Raw genomic sequence first — 21,964 nt, forward strand, 5'->3', positions numbered from 1 at the left:
GGGTATATTTGCATCTGAATTGCACAGTGTGATCCGTGACAAGAAATTTTACGGTAAGGTGGGCCGTCTCTAAAAAAAATAAAAAAAATGCGATATAAAAGAGGATATACATAGAATATAACGAATAGTTTCATTAAACATAAATTGTGAGAAATCAGATAAGAATTTGTTGATGCTGTTGTTTTTGTTACACACTTGTAAAGCCACATTCATTGTATTGTTGTTCCGCAAATAATAGAATAGAATTGATCGAAATGTGAGGAGGTGCCATAGAATGAACAACAATGAACTTTACGTCAGTCTTGACATCGGTACGTCCAATACAAAAGTGATCGTCGGAGAAATGACAGATGATTCCCTTAACATTATCGGAGTGGGAAATGTACCGTCTGAAGGGTTGAAAAAAGGCTCAATCGTTGATATAGATGAAACCGTTCATTCTATAAGAAAAGCGTTTGACCAAGCTGAAAGAATGGTAGGTTTTCCGCTGAAAAAAGCCATTGTCGGCGTTAATGGAAATTATATTCATATTCAAGATACGAACGGCGTTGTCGCTGTTTCCAGTGAAAACAAAGAAATTCACGTTGAAGACGTCCGCAGGGTGATGGAAGCGGCACAGGTCGTGTCAGTGCCGCATGAGCAGCTGATCGTTGACGTCATTCCTAAACAGTTTATCGTTGACGGAAGAGATGAAATTACCGATCCGAAAAAAATGCTCGGAGTGCGCCTGGAAGTAGAAGGCACGCTGATTACCGGCTCCAAAACGATCTTACATAATTTACTTCGCTGTGTGGAGAGAGCGGGCGTTGAAATTACTGATATCTGCCTGCAGCCGCTTGCGGCCGGTTCGGCGGCTTTGTCAAAAGACGAAAAAAACCTCGGAGTCGCCATGATTGATATCGGCGGCGGCTCGACGACGGTGGCGGTATTTGAACAGGGGCACCTGAAGGAGACAGCCGTCATTCCGCTCGGAGGCGAAAACATCACTAAAGATGTATCGATCGGATTGCGCACTTCCACCGAAGAGGCTGAAAGAGTAAAAAAACAATTCGGACATGCATTCTACGATGAGGCTTCAGAAGATGAAGTATTCGAAGTCACCGTCATAGGAACGAATCAAAAGCAATCTTTTACACAGCAGGAAATTGCGAATATTATTGAAGCAAGAGTGGAAGAGATTCTGGAGATTGCCGCAACCGAAATTGAGCATATGGGAATTACAGATCTGCCCGGCGGCTTTGTGCTGACCGGCGGACAGGCCGCAATGCCCGGAGTGCTTTCATTGGCACAGGAAGTGCTGAGGCACAATGTAAGGGTCGCAAGCCCGAATTATATCGGTGTAAGAGACCCTCAGTATATGACGGGTGTCGGCCTGATACAATTTGCCTGCCGAAATGCCAGAATTCAGGGGAGAAAAATAGGCTTTCATATGCCGGAAGAAGCCGTGCAGGAAATCGCGGTCTCTTACGAAGAAGAACATCATCAGCGGCCAGAGGCGCAGCAGCGTCCAAAAGCAAAACAAAAAACACAAGCCGAACACAACAAACCGAGCAAAATGAAAAAACTATTAAGCATGTTTTGGGAATAGATTGATAGTCATTCGGCAGATTAGGAGGATTTAGCATGTTGGATTTCGAAACAAACATAGACGGCTTAGCATCAATTAAAGTAATCGGAGTAGGAGGCGGCGGTAATAACGCGGTCAACCGAATGATTGAAAACGAAGTACAGGGTGTAGAGTATATCGCGGTAAATACCGATGCCCAAGCTCTTAACCTGTCAAAAGCGGAAGTGAAAATGCAGATCGGAGAAAAGCTGACCCGCGGTCTCGGAGCGGGAGCGAATCCGGAAGTCGGCAAAAAAGCCGCTGAAGAAAGTAAAGAACAAATCGAAGAAGCGTTAAAAGGCGCTGACATGGTGTTCGTTACAGCCGGAATGGGAGGCGGTACCGGAACGGGAGCCGCACCGGTTATTGCGCAAATCGCCAAGGACTTAGGAGCTTTGACTGTCGGAGTCGTAACAAGACCGTTTACATTTGAAGGGCGAAAACGCCAGCTGCAGGCTGCAGGCGGTATCACGGCAATGAAAGAAGCCGTTGACACGCTGATCGTTATCCCGAATGACCGCATTCTGGAAATTGTCGATAAAAACACACCGATGCTTGAAGCATTCCGTGAAGCTGATAATGTGCTTCGCCAAGGGGTGCAAGGTATCTCTGACCTTATCGCGACACCTGGTTTAATCAACCTGGATTTTGCCGATGTCAAAACCATCATGTCCAACAAAGGTTCAGCATTGATGGGGATCGGGATTGCTACAGGCGAAAGCCGTGCTGCGGAAGCTGCCAAAAAGGCAATCTCCAGCCCGTTACTGGAAGCGGCAATCGACGGCGCGCAAGGTGTTCTAATGAACATTACGGGAGGTACAAACCTAAGCCTCTACGAAGTGCAGGAAGCAGCCGATATCGTCGCTTCTGCGTCTGACCCTGATGTAAATATGATTTTCGGTTCAGTTATCAATGAAAATCTGAAAGATGAAATCGTCGTCACCGTCATCGCGACCGGTTTTATCGAACAGGAAAAAGATGACTCAAAACCGCAGCGTCCGACTTTGAACCAAGGATTGAAGTCTCAAAGTCAGCCTGCTGCGAAACGTGAGCCGAAACGAGAAGAAACACAGCATCAAAATACGGTGAACCGTCATACGTCACAGCCGGCTGATGATGCCCTCGATATTCCTACATTTTTAAGAAACCGCAACAAACGCGGATAATGCAAAAAGGACAAGACCACATGGTTTTGTCCTTTTTCTTTTTCACGACCAGTCTTCCTTCCTATCCCCAATGATTCATACAGCGGAAAAAGAAACTTTATTCCTACGACGATTTGATTGTTTTTTGATTTCGGGTGACCATCTGACAGAATGTGACAATATCTGAATAGAAGATTGTCTACATTTAACGTACAACATCGAAATTACAAACGATTCCAATTATGAGGGGGGATACCAATTTAATATTGCGTTTCCAGATAAGGGGGGATACGATTGAAGAAAAAAACGAGAAAAAGATGGACAGGCTCCGTTTTAAGCGCGATTGTCGTCAGTTCACTGCTGTTTCCGGGTACGGCCGGAGCGAACAGCACACCGGGAGCGGTTTCTTTCACCAAAGATCTTTCTGCCTCTAAGAGCATTCAGCATAAGATTTCCGATTCAGTCAAAAAGCGTTTTGAAAAAAGTGATAAAGTCACGTTTCTCATCAAATTTAAAGAGAAAGCCAATACGAAAAAAGCAGTTAAAGAAGCAGAAAAAAACGCCAAGTCTCAATCGCTTTCCGTGGCAAAAACCGAATATCAAAAGCGGTCAGCCGTCATCTCTTCTTTAAAAGTGGCGGCTCATGATGCGCAGCAAAATATGAAAACATATTTGGAAAAACAAAAAAAGAAAGGCAAGGCGGATCATATCCATTCCTATTATATTGTCAACGGAATGGCAGTCACTGCTTCGAAAGAGGTAATGGAAAAAGCCGCCTCATTTCCTGAAGTAGAAAAAGTTCTTCCGAATGAAAAGCGTCAGCTTACTCAATCAAAAGCTCCTTTTCAAATGAAGAAAAAACAAAAAGAGATCAAAGCAAAGGGAGGCATTGAATGGAACATCAGTCAAATTGACGCGCCGAAGGCATGGGCCTCAGGGTACGACGGCACCGGTACGGTTGTCGCCTCCATTGATACAGGGGTTCAGTGGGATCATCCGGCGCTTAAGGAAAAATACCGGGGGTACGATCCTAAAAACCCCGCAGTGCCGAACCATGAAATGAACTGGTATGATGCCGTGGCTAAAAAAGACGCGCCCTACGATGACCTTGAACATGGCACTCATGTAACAGGCACCATGACGGGTTCAGAACCTGACGGCTCAAATCAAATCGGTGTGGCCCCTGGCGCGAAATGGATCGCAGTAAAAGCATTTTCGGATGATGGAGGAACCGATGCCGACATTTTGGATGCCGGTGAATGGGTGCTTGCGCCAAAAGATAAAAACGGTACTCCTCATCCCGAGATGGCGCCGGATGTTGTCAATAATTCCTGGGCAGGCGGCTCAGGAATCGATGAGTGGTACCGCGATATGGTGAATGCATGGAGAGCAGCAGGGATTTTTCCGGAATTCTCTGCGGGAAATGTAGACTTGTTTACACCGGGGGGGCCCGGTTCAATCGCAAATCCGGCCAATTATCCGGAAGCATTTGCGACAGGTGCGACCGACAGCCAAAAGAAACTCGCTGATTTCTCACTTCAAGGCCCCTCACCGTATCATGAAACAAAACCGGATATTTCGGCACCGGGAGTGAATATCCGTTCCTCTATTCCTGGGGGAACATATGAAGGCGGCTGGAACGGAACTTCAATGGCCGGACCGCATGTGGCAGCGACGGCGGCTTTGCTACGGCAGGCGAACGCTTCTATTACGGTCGATGAAATGGAAGACGTTTTGACGCGCACCGCCGAAAAGCTGACAGACTCCGATTTTCCGGAATCACCGAATAACGGTTACGGCCACGGCTTAGTCAATGCTTTTGACGCTGTTTCTGCTGTAACAGATGGAATAGGAAGCATAGAAGGCAAGGTATCCTCTGCGGGTGAAGATCACAATCCGCCCAGCTGGCATCATGAACCCGTCTCAGAAGCTTACAAAGGTGCAAACCTCCCGTTAACGGTTACGGCGGAAGATGATGTAAGTGTGACGGAGGTGTTACTTTCCTATCAGTTTGATAAAGGAGAGTGGAAAACGATCGCCGCCGTTCGAAAAAGCGGTGATGAAAAAAAGGGAACATACCAGGCGGACATTCCGCACGTAACGGGCAGCACGGTAAGTTATAAATGGACAATAAAAGATTTCGGAGGTCATTCCGCAGAATCTGATACGTACCGGGCTGACGTAAAACCAAGCATTACGGCGGGGTACAAAGAGGATTTTGAATCACAGCCGGCCGGCTGGTTCAGTTACGGGACACATGACCAATGGGAATGGGGAATCCCGAGTTCAGGGCCAGGCGCTGCATTTTCCGGAGATAAAGTATATGCGACGAACCTGTCCGGACCTTATGCCGATTCAGCCAATATGAATTTGGTGATGCCTCCGATCCAGGTTCCGGATTCAGGAAGGTTGTTTTTGCAATTTAAAAGCTGGCACAAGCTCGAAGAATTCTTTGATTACGGGTATGTGTTCGTTCTTCCGGAAGGAAAATCAAATTGGGAGCAGGCGGCTGTTTACAATGGTGACTCCGCCGGATGGAACGATGAAGAAGCAGATTTATCTGCGTATAAAGGCCAAAACATAAAGCTTATGTTTAATATGCAGTCAGACGAAGTACTCAATGAAGACGGATGGTATATCGATGATGTCCGGCTTTCAAGCAGCTCTCTCGGCAAAGCAGCCGAAAAAAGGAAATCCAATAGACAAACAACGCCCGGTCATCTGAAGAAAAAAGCTGTCAGTCCGAAAGAGGCTAAACCGGCGGTGAAATCACCCGAGAAAACGGTGAAACGTGAAACCAATCTCCTGCCGCTCAGAGCGCAAATCAGTGTCGCCGAGACGGGGAAATCCGTGTATTCCGACCCTGCAACCGGAAGCTACAGCCTGTCTCATAAAGCGGGAAACTACACGCTGAAAGCTGAGGCTTACGGATTTAAGCCAGCTGTGAAACAAGTTTCCATTCAATCAGACAAAACCGCACAGGCAGACTTTACCTTGGAGCAAATGCCGTCCGGTACGTTAAAAGGAACCATCACCAATCAGTCAACAGGCGAACCGGTGGAAGGGGCTGTGCTTTATGTTGTAGAGGATGCCGCAATTGAGCCGGCGGTGACAAATGATAAAGGGGAATATTCGCTTCAGGCGTACGAGGGCTCCTATACAATCAAAGCAGCCGCAAAAGGCTTTTACAACAGTGAATTTTCTGTTGATATCAAAGGAGATGCTGAAAAAAACGCCAAGCTTAAGCCGTATATCGGCTATGAAGGGGAAATTGCCTATGATAACGGGACCGAAGAAGCCGCGCTGTCATATTTTAAGGCAGGCAGCAAATCCGCGGTCAAGATGACGCTTAAAGACGGAAAAGAACACGGTATGCTGACAGGAGGCCTCTTTAAATTTTGGGGCGCGGACTGGCCTGATCCGGGCGGCACCGAATTTCAAGCGGAAGTTTACGATGCATCCGGACCTGACGGGGCCCCGGGCAGCAAAATTGCCGGCCCGTTCCAAGCTGAAGCGCTTCGAAACGGAGAATGGACGAAAGTGGATCTCAGCTCAAAAGGAATCGCAGTCGGAAAGGATTTTTATCTAGTGTTCCGCCAGACGAAACCCAATCCTTATTCACCGGCCCTGTCATCTGATGACGGCAGTCCGTATTCGAACAGAAATTGGGAATATCTCGACGGCAGCTGGTCAAAAGCCGATAAATCAGACGGAAACTTTATGATCCGGGCTCTGGTCAACTACGAAGCTATTGTGCCTGACATTACGTCACCTGATGACCGGTCGTTTACAAACAAGAAGACAATCACGGTAAAAGGAACGGCCTCTCCGGGAACCGCTGTCCGCCTTACCAATAACGGTAAAACCGCCGCTGAAACGAAAGCCGGTGCAGACGGCAATTTCCAGGCGGATGTCACACTCCGTAAAGATGCCAATCGGCTGACGGCGGCATCTGTGACAGACAGGGGATCAACAGATGAGTCACGCCCTGTCACGGTCATATTGGACCAGGATAAGCCGGATGTGACGATTGACAGTCCGGCAAACGGAGATAAAACAAATAAAGAAGCAGTGACCGTAAAAGGAAAAGCTTATGACGCCCATTTAAAAGAGGTAAAGGTGAACGGCAAAAAAGCAGAAGTGAATAACGGCTCTTATCAAGCAAGAATCCTTCTGGAAAACGGCAGCAATGAGATCAAGGTTACGGCCTCAGACGAAGCGGGTAACAAAACAACGAAAAAGACGGTAATCGATGTCAATTACAACGCTCCCGTCATTTCGGGGCTGGTTCCCGGAGCGGATAAAGAATTAAAAGCCGGAGAATCAGTGAAAATCGCCTTTTCAAGCGGGAAGAAATTAGACGCAACCTTCGTTATCCGTCTGCCTCTGACAAACGCGCGGGCGGGGAGCCAAAACGCAACGGAGCTTCCGCTGAGAGAAATTTCTCCGGGAAGATATGAGAGTTACTGGACGGCGACCTCTTCTATCAAAGCAAGCGGAGCAAAAATTGACGTTATCGTAAGAGATGACTACGGAAATGAAACGAGACAGACGGCAAAAGGAAAACTTTATATTAACGATTAAAACAGAGCGCTGCCAAGACACGGCAGCGCTTTTTTTGTTGCGGCGGTCAATAGGAATCAATCCTCCCGGCCCTCGACAAATAAAACGATTATCCCTTAAAAATTGTACTTTCCCCTCAACATTAATTGACAGACTTTCCCACAGAGCTTGCTTTATACTTATGAAACAAGAGAGAGAAACAGATATGTAAGACAAAAGAGGAAAGGGGTCAGATGTGAAAATCTATCTGGATGTCATTTGGCTGTTGAACTTTTGTTTTGATTCTCTTTTGCTTTTATTAACCGCCTTTATTTTAAAACGCCAGGTAAAAAAAAGAAGAGTGGCCGCCGGCGGTTTCATCGGGTCAACCATTGTACTTCTGATGTTTACGCCTGTTTCTCCCTTTGTGGAGCATCCGGCGGGAAAAATGGCATTTTCAGTTGTGATCGTGCTTACGGCTTTTGGCTTTAAACGGTTTCGGTACTTTTTTCAAAATTTGTTCGCCTTTTATTTCGCGACCTTTCTCGTCGGCGGGGGAATGATCGGCGTACATTCCCTGCTGCAGACAGAATCAATTGTGCAAAACGGCGTTATGGTCACGAGCCAGACCGGCTTCGGCGACCCGATCAGCTGGATGTTTGTTGTCATCGGATTTCCGGCTGTATGGTTTTTTTCAAAAAAGAGAATCGAAGACATCGAGACGAAGTCCATTCAGTACGATGAACTTGTCATGGTTCAGGCAGAATTCAGCGGACAGACAATCCGCGCGAAAGGTTTGGTGGATTCCGGAAATCAGCTGTATGATCCGCTGACGAAAACGCCGGTCATGATTCTCCACATTGACAAATTCGCTCCGATTCTCAGCGAAAAGGAAACGGACATCATCAATTCCGCCGGTCCGCTTGAAGTGATAGAGCAGCTTGATGAATCGTTCCGGCATGCGGATAAGCTGAGGCTGATTCCATACAGGGGCGTCGGCCAGGATAATCAATTTTTACTCTGTTTAAAGCCGGATTACGTCACGATTTTAACAAAAGACGAGATGATCGCATGTGAAAAATGCCTGATCGGCATCAGCACGAAACCACTATCAGCGGACGGTGAATTTGACGGAATCGTTCATCCGAAGATGCTGACCGGAAAGGCTGTGAAACATGTATCCTGACGAAAAGTCTGTTATTCATCATACTCAAAACGCGTTGTATTTAGAAGGGGGAGGAAGATGAAAAAACTTAAGCTGCGTCTGACATATTTGTGGTATAAATGGCTGATGAAACTCGGACTGAAAAGTGATGAAGTGTATTACATAGGAGGAAGTGAGGCGCTGCCGCCGCCTTTGTCTAAAGAAGAGGAGCAGGTGCTCTTATTAAAGCTGCCGAGCGGGGATCAGGCGGCGCGGGCCATCCTGATTGAAAGAAACTTACGCCTTGTCGTTTACATTGCCCGCAAATTCGAAAACACGGGCATCAATATCGAGGACTTAATCAGCATCGGCACCATCGGTTTGATCAAAGCGGTAAACACTTTTAATCCTGAGAAGAAAATAAAACTTGCGACGTATGCGTCACGATGTATTGAAAACGAAATTTTAATGTACTTGCGCCGAAATAATAAAATCCGTTCAGAGGTGTCTTTTGATGAACCGCTGAACATTGATTGGGACGGAAACGAACTGCTCCTTTCGGATGTGCTCGGTACAGATGATGATATTATTACAAAAGACATTGAAGCCAATGTGGATAAAAAACTTCTGAAAAAAGCGCTTGAGCAATTAAACGATAGAGAAAAGCAGATCATGGAACTGCGTTTCGGACTTATCGGAGAAGAAGAAAAAACCCAAAAAGATGTAGCCGACATGATGGGCATTTCACAATCTTATATCTCACGGCTCGAAAAGCGGATTATCAAAAGACTGCGAAAAGAGTTTAACAAAATGGTGTAAAATTTTTTCCATCTGACGGCCCTTACTGCTGCAAGGATTGTCGGAGGCGGATGTTTATTTCTGTAAAAAGCCGGTGCATATTTTTCCCACCCGAGGAGATACTTAACGTTGTACAGCAGCTCCTAGTGGGAGGGAAAAACGTGTCAAGAAATAAAGTCGAAATTTGCGGGGTTGATACCTCCAAATTACCGGTGCTCAAGAATGAAGAGATGAGAAAGCTGTTTAAGCAATTGCAGGATGAGGGCGATGATTCAGCGAGGGAAAAGCTTGTAAACGGCAATCTGCGCCTTGTCTTAAGCGTCATTCAGAGGTTTAACAACAGAGGAGAGTATGTTGATGACTTATTTCAGGTCGGCTGCATCGGACTAATGAAATCCATTGATAATTTTGACCTCAGCCATAATGTTAAGTTTTCAACATACGCTGTACCGATGATCATCGGAGAAATCCGCAGATATTTGCGGGATAACAATCCGATCCGCGTCTCGAGGTCGCTTCGCGATATCGCATATAAAGCGCTTCAAGTAAGAGAGCGGTTAATCAGTGAGACAAGCAGGGAGCCGACAGCAGAGGAAATCGCCAAAGTTCTTGAAGTGCCCCATGAAGAAATTGTGTTTGCCCTTGACGCCATCCAAGATCCGGTATCACTGTTTGAGCCGATTTATAATGACGGCGGCGATCCGATCTACGTGATGGACCAGATCAGTGATGAGCGCAATAAGGATACACAATGGATTGAGGAGCTGGCTCTGAAAGAAGGCATGAGACGACTGAACGAACGGGAAAAAATGATTTTGCGAAAACGCTTTTTCCAGGGGAAAACCCAAATGGAAGTCGCAGAAGAAATCGGCATATCCCAAGCTCAGGTCTCAAGGCTTGAAAAGGCAGCCATTAAACAAATGAATAAGAATATCCATCAATAACGGAAAAAGCCTTTAAACATTGTGTTAAAGGCTTTTTTCATGCGCCGGTTTACGTCTGCAAAAAAGTAATGTATTCTAATATGAAAAGTTTTAAGAAAATTTGAATAAATAAACGGGGGAAAGCGCAATGATTTTACATCTGGACAATGTATCATTAAAAAGAAACGGCAAATGGATCTTGAAAGATATCAACTGGCGCGTTGAGAAAAACGAAAATTGGGTGCTGTACGGATTAAACGGAGCCGGAAAAACCGCTTTGCTGAATATGTTATGCTCATATTACTTCCCCACTTCAGGAGAGATGCAGGTGCTCGGCCACCATTTCGGCAAAACAGAGCTCGGTGACAGACTCAGAAGGAAAATCGGCCTTGTTTCAGCAGGACTTCAGCACAAATTATATGCCGCGGATTCCGCTTTTGAAATCGCCCTGAGCGGCGCGTACGCCTCAATCGGGCTGTACGAAACCCCGAGTGAACAGGTGAGGGAAAAAGCGATCGGTCTTCTGAAGGATTTAGGCGCCATCAGTTACGCCGACAGAAGGTATGAGACGTTATCACAGGGGGAAAGGCAAAGAGCGCTGATTGCGCGGGCGCTTATGGCTGATCCGGAACTGCTGATTTTGGACGAGCCCGTGACGGGTCTGGATTTTATGGCAAGAGAGCAGCTGCTGGACACGATTACGTCTATCGCTGAAAAAGAAAATGCGCCGTCCATCCTTTATGTCACCCATCATGCTGAAGAAATTCTGCCGGTATTTGATCAGGCGCTGCTTTTAAAACAAGGCGAGGTGTTCGCATCAGGGAAAATCAGAGACATGCTTTCTGATGAGCGGCTTACAGCGTTTTTCGATATGCCTGTCAATGTCATATGGAACAACGGCCGCCCGTTTTTAACACGTGCAAAAGCGGCATCATCCGTAAAATAACATAACGTTCACCCTGGGGGTGCTGCCATGCAGCTGAGAGAGACGTTTGTCTCAACCCTTAACGGACCTGATCCGGATCATGCCGGCGGAGGGAAGCGGTGAAAAAAGCGGAGGAAGATCCGTTTTTTACCCGTTTCATTTGATGAAACGGTTTTTTTGATACAGCCAAAGGAGAGATTTTCAATGAATCAGCTTGACATGCTGCTGCACCAGGCGGAAAAACGGCGGGACGACTTAATACATATTGCTGAAAGGTTGATAGCCTTTCCGACTCCGGCCCCGCCGGCAAGAAATACGGCAGAAGCTCAGAAGTGGGTCGCCGGATTTTTAAAAGAAACCGGCTGCTCGGTCGATATGTGGGATGTGTATCCGGAAGATCCGAACGTAGTCGGCGTTTTAAAAGGGACGGATTCATACCGGCATCAAAGCCTGATTTTAAACGGACACATTGACGTGGCCGAGGTTCAGGGTGAAGACTGGGATACTGACCCGTTTCAGCCGCTCGTAAAAGACGGCATGCTGATCGGAAGGGGCGCTGCTGATATGAAAGGGGGATTGGCGTGTGTTCTTTTTGCTCTGCAGCTGATACATGATGCGGGCATTAAGCTTGCGGGCGACCTTATTGTACAGTCTGTGATCGGAGAAGAAGTCGGTGAGGCGGGGACGCTGGAATGCTGCAAACGCGGCTATTACGCGGATTTTGCGGTTGTCGCCGATACGAGCAGCCTGCATATTCAAGGGCAGGGCGGTGTAATCACCGGCTGGATAGAATTGAAAAGCAAAAAAACATTTCATGACGGCATGAGGCGCAATCTGATTCATGCGGGCGGTGGCGCATTCGGAGCGAGCGCAATCGAAAAAATGGCGAAAATCATCACTGCCTTGGGTGAGCTGGAGCGCCACTGGGCGGTAACGAAAAGCTATCCCGGCTTTGCGCCCGGCACCAATACAATCAACCCCGCCGTCATTGAAGGGGGAAGGCACGCAGCGTTTGTCGCCGATGAATGCAGATTATGGATTACCGTCCACTTTTATCCGAACGAAACACACGAACAAGCAGCCGCTGAAATCGAAGACTATATAAATCGTGTCTCTGACAGCGATCTGTGGCTCAGGGAGAACAGGCCGGTGTTCAAATGGGGCGGCTCTTCCATGATTGAAGACAGAGGCGAGGTGTTCCCGGCGCTTGAAATCGACCCGGAGCATCCGGCAGTTTCTGTCCTGGCGGCCTCACACTCAGCCGTCAAAAAACAGGAGCCGGTCATTGATGTTTCCCAAACCGTAACTGACGGAGGGTGGCTTTATAATGCCGGGATTCCGAGTGTAATATACGGGCCCGGTGATTTAAAAAACGCCCACTCCGTAAACGAGGAAGTGTCCGTTGATGAGCTTATAGACTATACGAAAGTCATGCTGAGCTTTATCCTCACCTGGTGCAGCCGCAAAAAAGATTGCCCGATGTGACAAGGTTCAGCCCGGCCGTTCATATAATAGGAAAAAGAATGGGCGAAGGGCGTGATACGAATGATCAGCATATCTGAATTTCAAATAAAAGATGTGGTAAACGTGTCGAACGGAAAAAAACTCGGCAGCATCGGTGATATTGATATTAACGTGACAACGGGGAAAATTCAGGCGATTATTTTAGGCGGGAGCGGAAAAGTTCTCGGTTTTTTCGGAAAAGAAGAGGAAATGATCATTCCTTGGCGAAATATAGTTAAAATTGGGGAAGATGTCATCTTAGTGCGTGTAAACGAACCAAAGGGGGGAGCGTAATCCTCCCTTTACTTGTAAAATTCCGGAAATCTCAATGTTTCCGGCACATTTATTTATCCGATTTTTCAATCAGCCGCTAAACGTATGCTTGAAATTGTGTTAAAATGAGTGGGAAATTACGCTTTTTTAATGTTTGTCGAAAGGTTGGATCCTCATGAATACATATCACCCGTTTAGTTTTACCACCCCCTCGGCACTCATGATAGAAGACTGGAATCATGTGAATCAGCATAACACAAAGGTCATCGCCGGATTCACAACCAAAAACGGAGGTGTCAGCAATCCTCCGTATGAGTCATTAAATACCGGATTGCACGTCCGGGACGAAGCTCATGATGTTGTGAAAAACCGTGAAGTCATAGCGTCCTTATGCGGTACTGATCTGGATTCCTGGGTATTCGCAGATCAGACACATGAAAACCGCGTCCGACACGTGACGGCCGGGGATAAAGGAAAAGGGGCGAGAGACTATTCCTCCGCATTCCGCGGGACGGACGGGCTCTATACGAAAGATACGAATCTTTTTTTGGCCCTGTGTTTTGCAGACTGTGTGCCCTTGTATTTTTATGACCCGGTAAATTCCATTATCGGCGCTGCCCATGCCGGATGGAAGGGGACGGTCAGACAAATCGGGCGCATCATGACGGAACGCTGGGTAAACGAAGAAGGCTCACGCTTAACAGATATTCAGGCTGTCATCGGTCCGTCTATCAGTGCAGTAAGCTATACCGTCGACGACCGCGTCATTAATGAAGTCCGGGCGCTGCCTTTTTCGGCTGAATCCGCCATATGTGAAACGGAAAAAGGCCAGTATCAGCTTGATTTAAAAGAGGTAAACCGCCTTCTTCTGATACATTGCGGCATTCCGGAAGAAAACATTTCAGTCAGCGGTTTATGCACTGAACGAGAGCATGAATTATTCTTTTCACACCGCCGCGACAAAGGGAAAACGGGACGCATGATGTCCTTTATCGGAATGAAGGAGGCATAAGTTATCTTGCGTGTTGCTGATCAATTACGACATATAAACGAAAGAATAAACGAAGCATGTAACAGATCGGGCCGAAGCCCCGAAGATGTAACCGTCATCGCGGTTACAAAATACGTATCAGCCGAAAGGGCTCAAGAGGCCGTCGATGCTGGTATTACAAGTCTGGGAGAAAACCGGGATACGGAGCTTATCCGCAAGCAGGATGTCATCAAAGGCAGCCCGGAGTGGCACTTTATCGGCAGTCTTCAGACCAGAAAGGTGAAGGCGGTCGTTGACCGTGTATCTTATATTCATTCCTTAGACAGACTGTCATTGGCAAAAGAGATTGAAAAACGGGCGCCGCATGCGGTTCGCTGTTTTGTGCAGGTGAATACTTCGCGTGAGCCGTCTAAGCACGGTTTGAAAACAGAGGAGGTCATCCCCTTTATCAGAGAGCTTTCTGACTTTAGAAACATTTCTGTAGAGGGCCTGATGACGATGGCTCCCCTGACAGACGATACAGAAACGATCAGAGCCTGCTTCCGGCAATTGCGTGATCTGAGGGATCAGGTGCAGCAGCTGAATCAGACAAACGCACCGTGCCGGGAACTTTCAATGGGCATGTCAAATGATTATGAAATCGCTGTTGAAGAGGGCGCTACTTTTATCCGAATCGGCTCTTCATTAGTCGGAAATGAAACGGGGGGTGTAAACAAATGAGCATGAAAAATAAATTGAAAAACTTTTTCTCAATGGATGAGGAGGAGTACGAGTACGAATACATTGAAACAGAGAAGGATCATCCGGAAGAACACGAACAGCAGAAAGATAAACAGCCTGCCTACGCCCAGAAGCCGGCGGGGAAGCAGAACGTAGTAAGCTTGCAAAGTGTTCAGAAATCCTCTAAAGTGGTGTTGAGTGAACCTCGTGTATATGCGGAAGCGCAGGAAATCGCCGATCATTTAAAGAACAGGCGGGCGGTTGTCGTCAATCTTCAGCGCATCCAGCATGATCAGGCGAAAAGAATCGTCGACTTTTTAAGCGGAACCGTCTATGCTATCGGCGGCGACATTCAAAGAATCGGTTCGGATATTTTTCTGTGCACGCCTGATAATGTCGATGTTTCCGGCACGATTTCGGAGCTCATAAATGAAGACGAACATCAGAGGTGGTAAAGCAGGATGATTCTTTATCAAATTTTTTCCGTTCTGAGTTATTTAATTTACATCTACTCGTTTGCCCTGATTATCTATATCTTTATGTCATGGGTGCCGAGTACGAGAGAAACGGCGGTCGGACGGTTTCTCGCAGCGATTTGCGAACCGTACCTAGAACCGTTCAGAAGGATCATTCCGCCCATTGCCATGCTGGATATATCCCCGATTGTAGCGATTATCGTGCTTCGATTTGCCACGACGGGACTTTGGGGCCTGTACCGCATGATCGCAATGTATACTTGAATGTGACAGTTTGATACGGGCTTGGCACCAGCCAAGCCTCTTTACATAGAAAGGAAAGAACATGAGCGATATTTACCAGCACTTCAGACAAGACGAGCGGCCTTTTATTGATCAGGTGCTTGAATGGAAACAGATTGTCCAGGACCAGTACCGGATGAAGCTGACTGATTTCTTAGATCCCCGGGAACAGGTGATTGTAAAAGCCGTTATCGGTGATGCCTGCGGCCTTGCGTTTTTCGGAGGCTATGACAGGGCTGAACGCAAACGCGCGATTTTATACCCCGAATATATGGAACCTGAACAGGATGATTTTGAGCTCCGGGCTTTTGAAGTTCAATACGCTGAAAAATTCGTCAGCATCGACCACCGCTCTCTTCTCGGGTCATTAATGGGAATCGGCTTAAAGCGGCAGAAATACGGTGATCTGATTTTCTCAGAGGAAGCCGTGCAGCTTATCGTCTCAGGTGAAATCGCCGATTTTGTCGGCACCCAGCTGACCAAAGCGGGCAAAGCGCCGGTAAAGCTTGAGAAAATCGAGCTTTCCGCACTTCACATTCCCGCTTCAGATGTCGAAATAAGGGAAGACACGGTTTCTTCATTACGCCTTGACGCCGTCTGCGCTTTAATGAGCAGGCAATCCCGGCAGAAAGCGCAGGCGCTTGTGAAAAACGGGCTCGTTAAGGTGAATTGGAAAGCCGTTGAGGATCCTTCCTATCAGGTTGCTGAAGGGGACATGCTTTCGATTCGGGGCTTCGGACGATGCAGTTTGACAAAAGTTGACGGAAAAACGAAAAAAGACAAATGGAAAGTTACGTTTGAACGGCAAAAATAAGTCGTTTTTTCAGTTTTTTTCTCCATCTGTGCCGTATTTGTTTTATAATGTGAACTAGATAACCGTACTGAAATGTAAAAATGGAGGTGGCAATATGCCATTAACGCCGAATGATATCCATAACAAAACGTTTACAAAAGGTTTTCGCGGATATGATGAAGATGAAGTAAATGAATTTTTAATGCAGGTCAGAAAAGATTACGAAATTGCACTCCGTAAAAAAACGGAGCTTGAGGCGAAAGTGAACGAGCTGGACGAAAAAATCGGCCACTTTGCCAATATTGAAGAAACGCTGAATAAATCAATTCTCGTAGCCCAGGAAGCGGCAGAAGACGTAAAGCGCAACTCGCAGAAAGAAGCGAAGCTGATCGTCCGTGAAGCTGAAAAAAATGCCGACCGCATTATCAATGAGTCGCTTTCCAAATCAAGAAAAATCGCAATGGAAATTGAAGAGCTGAAGAAACAGTCTAAAGTGTTCAGAACGCGTTTCCAAATGCTGATTGAAGCGCAGCTCGACCTGCTGAAAAACGATGATTGGGATCATCTGTTAGAATACGAAGTCGACGCGGTATTTGAGGAAAAAGAATAATTTTCTGATTTTCTTGACATTCTCCGGCCCGTTCGAATATAATACGTTCATAAATTCAGATGAAAAGACGATTGAAAGGGACCGGCATGACTCAAAACAGGCTATAAAGCGAACCGGGGAAGGTGAAAGCCCGGGATGGCCGGAAGCATGCAGATCAGCCCTTTAGTTTCCTTTCTGAACCGCCAGTAGGAAAGGACGTTCCATCACGTTACGATGTTCGAGAGGAAAGGACGGCTGACCGTTTTTTCTAAAAGGGTGGTACCGCGAGATAAGCTTTCTCGTCCCTTATGGGATGAGAGGGCTTTTTTTATTTTCTGAAAAATGTTGTGGAGGAATGAAAATGGATTACAAAGATACGCTGTTAATGCCGAAAACAGATTTTCCGATGCGCGGAAATCTTCCGAACCGTGAGCCGGACATGCAAAAAGATTGGGAGGAGCAGGACATTTACCGTCTTGTTCAAGAACGGACGAAAGACCGCCCGAAATTCGTACTGCATGACGGACCTCCTTATGCAAACGGAGACATCCACATGGGCCATGCCCTGAACAAAATCCTGAAAGATTTTATCGTCCGCTATAAATCAATGAGCGGCTATAACGCACCGTATGTGCCTGGCTGGGATACACACGGCCTGCCGATTGAAACGGCGCTGACGAAAAACAAAAAAGTAAACCGGAAAGAAATGTCCGTAGCCGATTTCCGCAAGCTTTGCGAAGAATATGCATGGCAGCAGATCGAAAGACAGCGCGAACAATTTAAGCGTCTCGGCGTCAGAGGCGATTGGGAAAACCCATATGTGACCCTTCAGCCTGAATTTGAAGCGCAGCAGATCCGCGTTTTCGGCGAAATGGCGAAAAGAGGCTATATTTATAAAGGCCTGAAGCCTGTCAACTGGTCGCCTTCCAGTGAATCTGCCTTAGCAGAAGCGGAAATTGAATATCAGGACAAACGTTCCGCGTCTATTTATGTTGCATTTAAGGTGAAAGACGGCAAAGGTGTTCTGGAAAACGGTGAAAGCTTTATTATCTGGACGACGACGCCGTGGACGATCCCTGCCAACCTCGGAATTTCCGTTCATCCTGACCTTGAATACAATGTCATCAAGGTTGGAGACAAGCGTTACGTAGTGGCGGCTGAATTAATCGAAAGCGTCGCGCAGGCATGCGGATTTGAAAATCCGGAAGTTGTCGCATCATATAAAGGCAGAGAATTAGAATACATCACTGCAGAACATCCACTGTACGGCAGAGATTCACTCGTCATGCTTGGTGACCACGTCACAACCGATGCCGGAACAGGCTGTGTTCATACTGCTCCGGGCCACGGGGAAGATGACTTTATCGTCGGCCAAAAGTACGGCTTAGAAGTACTGTGCCCTGTTGATGAAAAAGGTAACATGACTGACGAAGCGCCGGGCTTTGAAGGAATGTTTTACGATAAAGCCAATAAACCGATCACGGAGAAGCTTGAAGAAAACGGCGCGCTCTTGAAGCTCGAGTTTATTACACACTCCTATCCGCATGACTGGAGAACAAAAAAACCGACCATCTTCAGAGCGACAGCGCAATGGTTTGCATCAATTAAAGATTTCAGATCCGATCTGCTTGATGCCATCCAACAAACGAAGTGGGTGCCGGAGTGGGGCGAACAGCGCCTTTACAACATGGTGCGCGACCGCGGTGACTGGTGTATTTCAAGACAGCGCGTCTGGGGCGTTCCGATCCCGGTATTTTATGCTGAAAACGGTGAGCCGGTCATCACTGACGAAACGATTGAACACGTTTCTGAGCTGTTCAAAAAACACGGCTCAAACGTCTGGTTTGAAAGAGAGGCAAAAGACCTCCTGCCGGAAGGGTTTACACATCCGGGAAGCCCGAACGGTATTTTCACGAAAGAACAAGACATTATGGATGTATGGTTTGATTCAGGATCTTCTCATCAGGCCGTTCTTGAAGAACGTGATGATCTCGTCCGCCCGGCTGATTTATACCTTGAAGGCTCTGACCAATACCGCGGCTGGTTTAACTCATCTCTTTCAACCGCTGTTGCAGTCACTGGCCAAGCACCGTATAAAGGCGTATTAAGCCACGGATTTACACTTGATGCAAACGGCCGTAAAATGAGTAAATCACTCGGCAATACGATTGACCCGACAAAAATCGCAAAACAGCTTGGAGCAGAAATTCTGCGTTTATGGGTATCTTCCGTAAACTATCAGGCCGACCACCCGGTTTCTGAAGACATTCTGAAGCAGGTCGCTGAAGTATACCGGAAAGTCCGCAACACGTTCCGCTTCCTTCACGGCAACCTGTTTGACTTCGATCCAAGTGTCAATGCCGTTGCTGTTAAAGATCTTCGCGAAGTGGATCAATATATGCTGATCAAGCTCAATAAGCTGATCGATAAGGTGAAAAAAGCGTACGATGAATACGAATTTGCGGTTGTTTATCACAGCATTCACAATTTCTGCACGATCGAGCTCAGCTCTTTCTATCTTGATTTCGCAAAAGATGTTGTGTACATCGAGCATGCGGATCATCCGGACCGCCGCAGCATGCAGACCGTCTTTTATGAAACGCTGCTGGCGTTAGTGAAGCTGACGGCGCCGATTCTCCCGCATACAGCGGATGAAATGTGGTCTCACTTATCATTTGTTGAAGAAGCGAGCGTACAGCTGACAGATATGCCGGAAACCATCTCTGTTCCGGACAGTCAAGCGACAGAAGAAAAATTCGACCGCTTCATGGAGCTTCGCAACGACGTGCTGAAGGCTTTGGAAACAGCCCGTAACGAGAAAATTATCGGAAGATCATTGGAAGCGAGCCTGACTTTGTATCCGAACAAAGAAAACCGCGACCTTTTGTCATCCATTAAAGAAAATATCGCGCAGCTGTTTATCGTCTCAGAACTGACAGTAAAAGACGAAAGTGAAGCGCCGGAAACAGCGCAAAGCTTCACGACAGGAAAAATGACCGTAGAAAAAGCGGAAGGCCAGATGTGTGAGCGGTCCCGCGTGATTTCTAAAGATGTCGGAGCCAATCCGAAGTATCCGACATTATCACTGCGAAATGCGGAAATCGTTGAAAAATATTATCAAAAATAATGAATGAGAAAGCGCCCGGTCAGCCGGGCGCTTTTTTACATGCCAGCAATGTCATCGATTAGAACGATAGGAAAAATCTTATGGGCTTCAAATGACGCAGCCGGGGCAACAATAAAGCTATAACATCAAGAGCAGGAGTTGTGATGAATGAATGAATGATCAACTGACCGCAATCCACACGGAGCTTCTCATGATGAAAGAAGAACTTCAATCAAGATTATTCGAATATTCTTGCTTTCACATGTCAGCATCTGTTGAACCTTCAATGAACGACCAAGAAGCAACTCTGATCTATCATATAAAAGAAGAACTTCAGGACGTTCTTCTTGCCCTGTCTAAGTTTGAAAACAATACGTACGGTTATTGTGAAAAAACAGGCGCCCCCATTCCGATTGACAAGCTTGCGGTTTTGCCGACGGCCAGAACCGCTGATGATTTTTATTATCCCGCTCAATTTGAAAAGAAAACCCTTCCATACTGGGTACCCGGAGATTATGCATATGATCAGGCGCTGTATGAGTGACAGCGTCTGTCTGCATGCGCTTATGATCTGCCTTTACTCCGCCATCTTTTACTGATAAAATTCATAAAGGATAAAAGTAACTGTATACTGGAGGAACGTGTGTGCTTTATTATCTTATCGCTCTTTTTATTATTATTGCCGACCAATTGACCAAATGGCTTGTCGTCAGCCATATGGAATTGGGACAAAGCATACCTGTCATCGATCAGGTGCTTTATATCACTTCTCATCGCAACACGGGAGCGGCATGGGGGATTTTAGCCGGGCAAATGTGGTTTTTCTACGTCATTACCATCGCCGTGATTATCGGAATCGTTTATTACATACAGCGTTATGCAAAAGGGCAGATGTTACTCGGGATTTCTCTCGGCTTAATGCTGGGAGGTGCGGCCGGAAACTTTATTGACCGGGCGGCGCGCCAGGAAGTGGTGGATTTTATTCATGTCATCATCGTGAATTATCAATATCCGATTTTTAATATCGCGGATTCATCACTGTGCGTCGGTGTGATACTTTTATTTATTCATATGCTGTTTGACAGCGGGAAAAAGAAGGAGCAATAACATGAATCAATTTGAGATAACCGTTCAGCCTGAACAAAAAAGCGAACGGATTGATAAATTTTTGGCTTCAACAGGAGAAAACTGGTCACGCACTCAAGTGCAGCAATGGGTAAAAGAGGGATTGGTATCCGTTAACGGCAAATCCGTCAAAGCCAATTATAAAATGCAGCCCGGCGATCAGGTAAACGTCACCATTCCTGAACCGGAAGAACTGGACGTGCTTGCAGAGCCGATGGACTTGGACATTTACTATGAGGACCAGGATGTCTTGGTTGTGAACAAACCGCGGGGGATGGTCGTACACCCGGCGCCCGGCCATGTGACAGGGACGCTTGTAAACGGGCTGATGGCTCACTGCAATGACCTTTCCGGTATTAACGGCGTAATGCGCCCGGGAATCGTCCACCGGATTGATAAGGATACTTCCGGCCTGTTAATGGTCGCCAAAAACGATATGGCGCATGAGTCACTCGTTAACCAGCTCGTCAATAAAACCGTGACCAGAAAGTACACAGCGGTTGTTCACGGAGTGATTTCACACGATGACGGAACGATTGACGCTCCGATCGGAAGGGATAAAAAAGACCGTCAAAGCATGACCGTAACAAGAGAAGGCAGCAAAAACGCCGTCACGCATTTCCACGTGCTTGAGCGTTTTCAAGATTTCACGCTCGTAGAGTGCCGTCTTGAGACTGGGAGAACGCATCAGATCCGCGTCCATATGAAATATATCGGATTTCCTTTGGCGGGCGATCCGAAGTACGGGCCGAGAAAAACGGTTGATTTCAACGGCCAGGCGCTGCATGCCGGAATATTAGGCTTTGATCATCCGCGGACGGGCGAATACATGGAGTTTGAAGCGCCCCTTCCTGAAGATATGAAAAAACTCATTGAACTTTTGAGAAATAGTCATTGACAGCGAGTTTCTTTTCTGAAATAATAAAAACAAGCTGAATAGATTCTTTAACACAGTCCAGAGAGGCTGAGAAGGATAACGGATAGGACAGAAGAGATACGTGTGTGTCTTCGTCCTGGAAAGGA

Annotated in this window: 19 protein-coding genes and 1 riboswitch; all 19 genes read left to right on the top strand. The window is 46.8% G+C overall.

What is annotated here, in order from left to right:
* The first annotated feature begins 274 nt into the window (after nucleotides 1-274).
* The 19 genes from ftsA (at nucleotide 275) to MHH91_RS08225 (ending at nucleotide 21,839) form a co-directional block, all read left to right on the top strand.
* Entirely contained in the window at nucleotides 275-1,588 is a 1,314-nt protein-coding gene (gene ftsA, locus MHH91_RS08135) for a cell division protein FtsA (RefSeq protein WP_013352176.1), read from the top strand.
* A gap of 35 nt (nucleotides 1,589-1,623) precedes the next feature.
* Nucleotides 1,624-2,772 carry a cell division protein FtsZ gene (ftsZ, locus tag MHH91_RS08140; protein WP_013352177.1) on the top strand — a complete coding sequence of 383 codons (1,149 nt, stop codon included), beginning with the start codon at nucleotides 1,624-1,626 and terminating at the stop codon, nucleotides 2,770-2,772.
* A 273-nt stretch (nucleotides 2,773-3,045) separates the two neighbouring features.
* Nucleotides 3,046-7,335 carry a S8 family peptidase gene (locus MHH91_RS08145; protein ID WP_014470428.1) on the top strand — a complete coding sequence of 1,430 codons (4,290 nt, stop codon included), beginning with the start codon at nucleotides 3,046-3,048 and terminating at the stop codon, nucleotides 7,333-7,335.
* A 214-nt stretch (nucleotides 7,336-7,549) separates the two neighbouring features.
* Nucleotides 7,550-8,479: a sigma-E processing peptidase SpoIIGA gene (gene spoIIGA / locus MHH91_RS08150; protein WP_013352179.1), complete on the top strand. Its 930-nt coding sequence runs from the start codon at nucleotides 7,550-7,552 to the stop codon at nucleotides 8,477-8,479.
* Nucleotides 8,480-8,536: 57 nt separating this feature from the next.
* A complete protein-coding gene (sigE, locus tag MHH91_RS08155; protein ID WP_013352180.1) occupies nucleotides 8,537-9,256 on the top strand; it encodes an RNA polymerase sporulation sigma factor SigE in 720 nt (239 codons plus the stop codon).
* 140 nt (nucleotides 9,257-9,396) lie between these two features.
* Nucleotides 9,397-10,179, top strand: a complete 783-nt coding sequence (gene sigG, locus MHH91_RS08160; RefSeq protein ID WP_013352181.1) for an RNA polymerase sporulation sigma factor SigG — start codon at nucleotides 9,397-9,399, stop codon at nucleotides 10,177-10,179.
* Between the two features lie 127 nt (nucleotides 10,180-10,306).
* Nucleotides 10,307-11,104, top strand: coding sequence for an ABC transporter ATP-binding protein (locus MHH91_RS08165; RefSeq protein WP_013352182.1), 798 nt, complete (start codon nucleotides 10,307-10,309; stop codon nucleotides 11,102-11,104).
* Between the two features lie 5 nt (nucleotides 11,105-11,109).
* Nucleotides 11,110-11,215: riboswitch (TPP riboswitch) on the top strand.
* 72 nt (nucleotides 11,216-11,287) lie between these two features.
* Nucleotides 11,288-12,568 carry an acetylornithine deacetylase gene (locus tag MHH91_RS08170; RefSeq protein WP_340977516.1) on the top strand — a complete coding sequence of 427 codons (1,281 nt, stop codon included), beginning with the start codon at nucleotides 11,288-11,290 and terminating at the stop codon, nucleotides 12,566-12,568.
* A gap of 60 nt (nucleotides 12,569-12,628) precedes the next feature.
* Nucleotides 12,629-12,880 (top strand): YlmC/YmxH family sporulation protein, encoded by a 252-nt coding sequence (locus MHH91_RS08175; protein WP_003154415.1) that lies wholly within the window; start codon nucleotides 12,629-12,631, stop codon nucleotides 12,878-12,880.
* Between the two features lie 154 nt (nucleotides 12,881-13,034).
* Complete coding sequence (gene pgeF, locus MHH91_RS08180) at nucleotides 13,035-13,871, top strand: peptidoglycan editing factor PgeF (protein WP_013352184.1); 837 nt, start codon at nucleotides 13,035-13,037, stop codon at nucleotides 13,869-13,871.
* A gap of 6 nt (nucleotides 13,872-13,877) precedes the next feature.
* Nucleotides 13,878-14,570, top strand: a complete 693-nt coding sequence (locus MHH91_RS08185) for a YggS family pyridoxal phosphate-dependent enzyme (RefSeq protein ID WP_013352185.1) — start codon at nucleotides 13,878-13,880, stop codon at nucleotides 14,568-14,570.
* Nucleotides 14,567-15,025 carry a cell division protein SepF gene (sepF, locus tag MHH91_RS08190; RefSeq protein ID WP_013352186.1) on the top strand — a complete coding sequence of 153 codons (459 nt, stop codon included), beginning with the start codon at nucleotides 14,567-14,569 and terminating at the stop codon, nucleotides 15,023-15,025. Before MHH91_RS08185 ends, sepF begins: the two co-directional genes overlap by 4 nt.
* Before the next feature lie 6 nt (nucleotides 15,026-15,031).
* Complete coding sequence (locus MHH91_RS08195; RefSeq protein WP_003154408.1) at nucleotides 15,032-15,310, top strand: YggT family protein; 279 nt, start codon at nucleotides 15,032-15,034, stop codon at nucleotides 15,308-15,310.
* Nucleotides 15,311-15,371: 61 nt separating this feature from the next.
* Nucleotides 15,372-16,142 (top strand): YlmH family RNA-binding protein, encoded by a 771-nt coding sequence (locus MHH91_RS08200; protein WP_013352187.1) that lies wholly within the window; start codon nucleotides 15,372-15,374, stop codon nucleotides 16,140-16,142.
* Between the two features lie 94 nt (nucleotides 16,143-16,236).
* A complete protein-coding gene (divIVA, locus tag MHH91_RS08205; protein WP_003154406.1) occupies nucleotides 16,237-16,731 on the top strand; it encodes a septum site-determining protein DivIVA in 495 nt (164 codons plus the stop codon).
* A gap of 340 nt (nucleotides 16,732-17,071) precedes the next feature.
* Nucleotides 17,072-19,837, top strand: coding sequence for an isoleucine--tRNA ligase (ileS, locus tag MHH91_RS08210; RefSeq protein WP_013352188.1), 2,766 nt, complete (start codon nucleotides 17,072-17,074; stop codon nucleotides 19,835-19,837).
* A gap of 151 nt (nucleotides 19,838-19,988) precedes the next feature.
* Nucleotides 19,989-20,360, top strand: a complete 372-nt coding sequence (locus MHH91_RS08215; RefSeq protein ID WP_013352189.1) for a TraR/DksA family transcriptional regulator — start codon at nucleotides 19,989-19,991, stop codon at nucleotides 20,358-20,360.
* Between the two features lie 101 nt (nucleotides 20,361-20,461).
* Nucleotides 20,462-20,923, top strand: a complete 462-nt coding sequence (gene lspA / locus MHH91_RS08220; RefSeq protein WP_013352190.1) for a signal peptidase II — start codon at nucleotides 20,462-20,464, stop codon at nucleotides 20,921-20,923.
* A gap of 1 nt (nucleotide 20,924) precedes the next feature.
* Nucleotides 20,925-21,839 (top strand): RluA family pseudouridine synthase, encoded by a 915-nt coding sequence (locus MHH91_RS08225; protein WP_013352191.1) that lies wholly within the window; start codon nucleotides 20,925-20,927, stop codon nucleotides 21,837-21,839.
* Nucleotides 21,840-21,964: the final 125 nt, after the last annotated feature.

The sequence above is a fragment of the Bacillus sp. FSL K6-2819 genome (genome assembly GCF_038008305.1).
GTDB classification, from domain to species: Bacteria; Bacillota; Bacilli; order Bacillales; family Bacillaceae; genus Bacillus; species Bacillus amyloliquefaciens.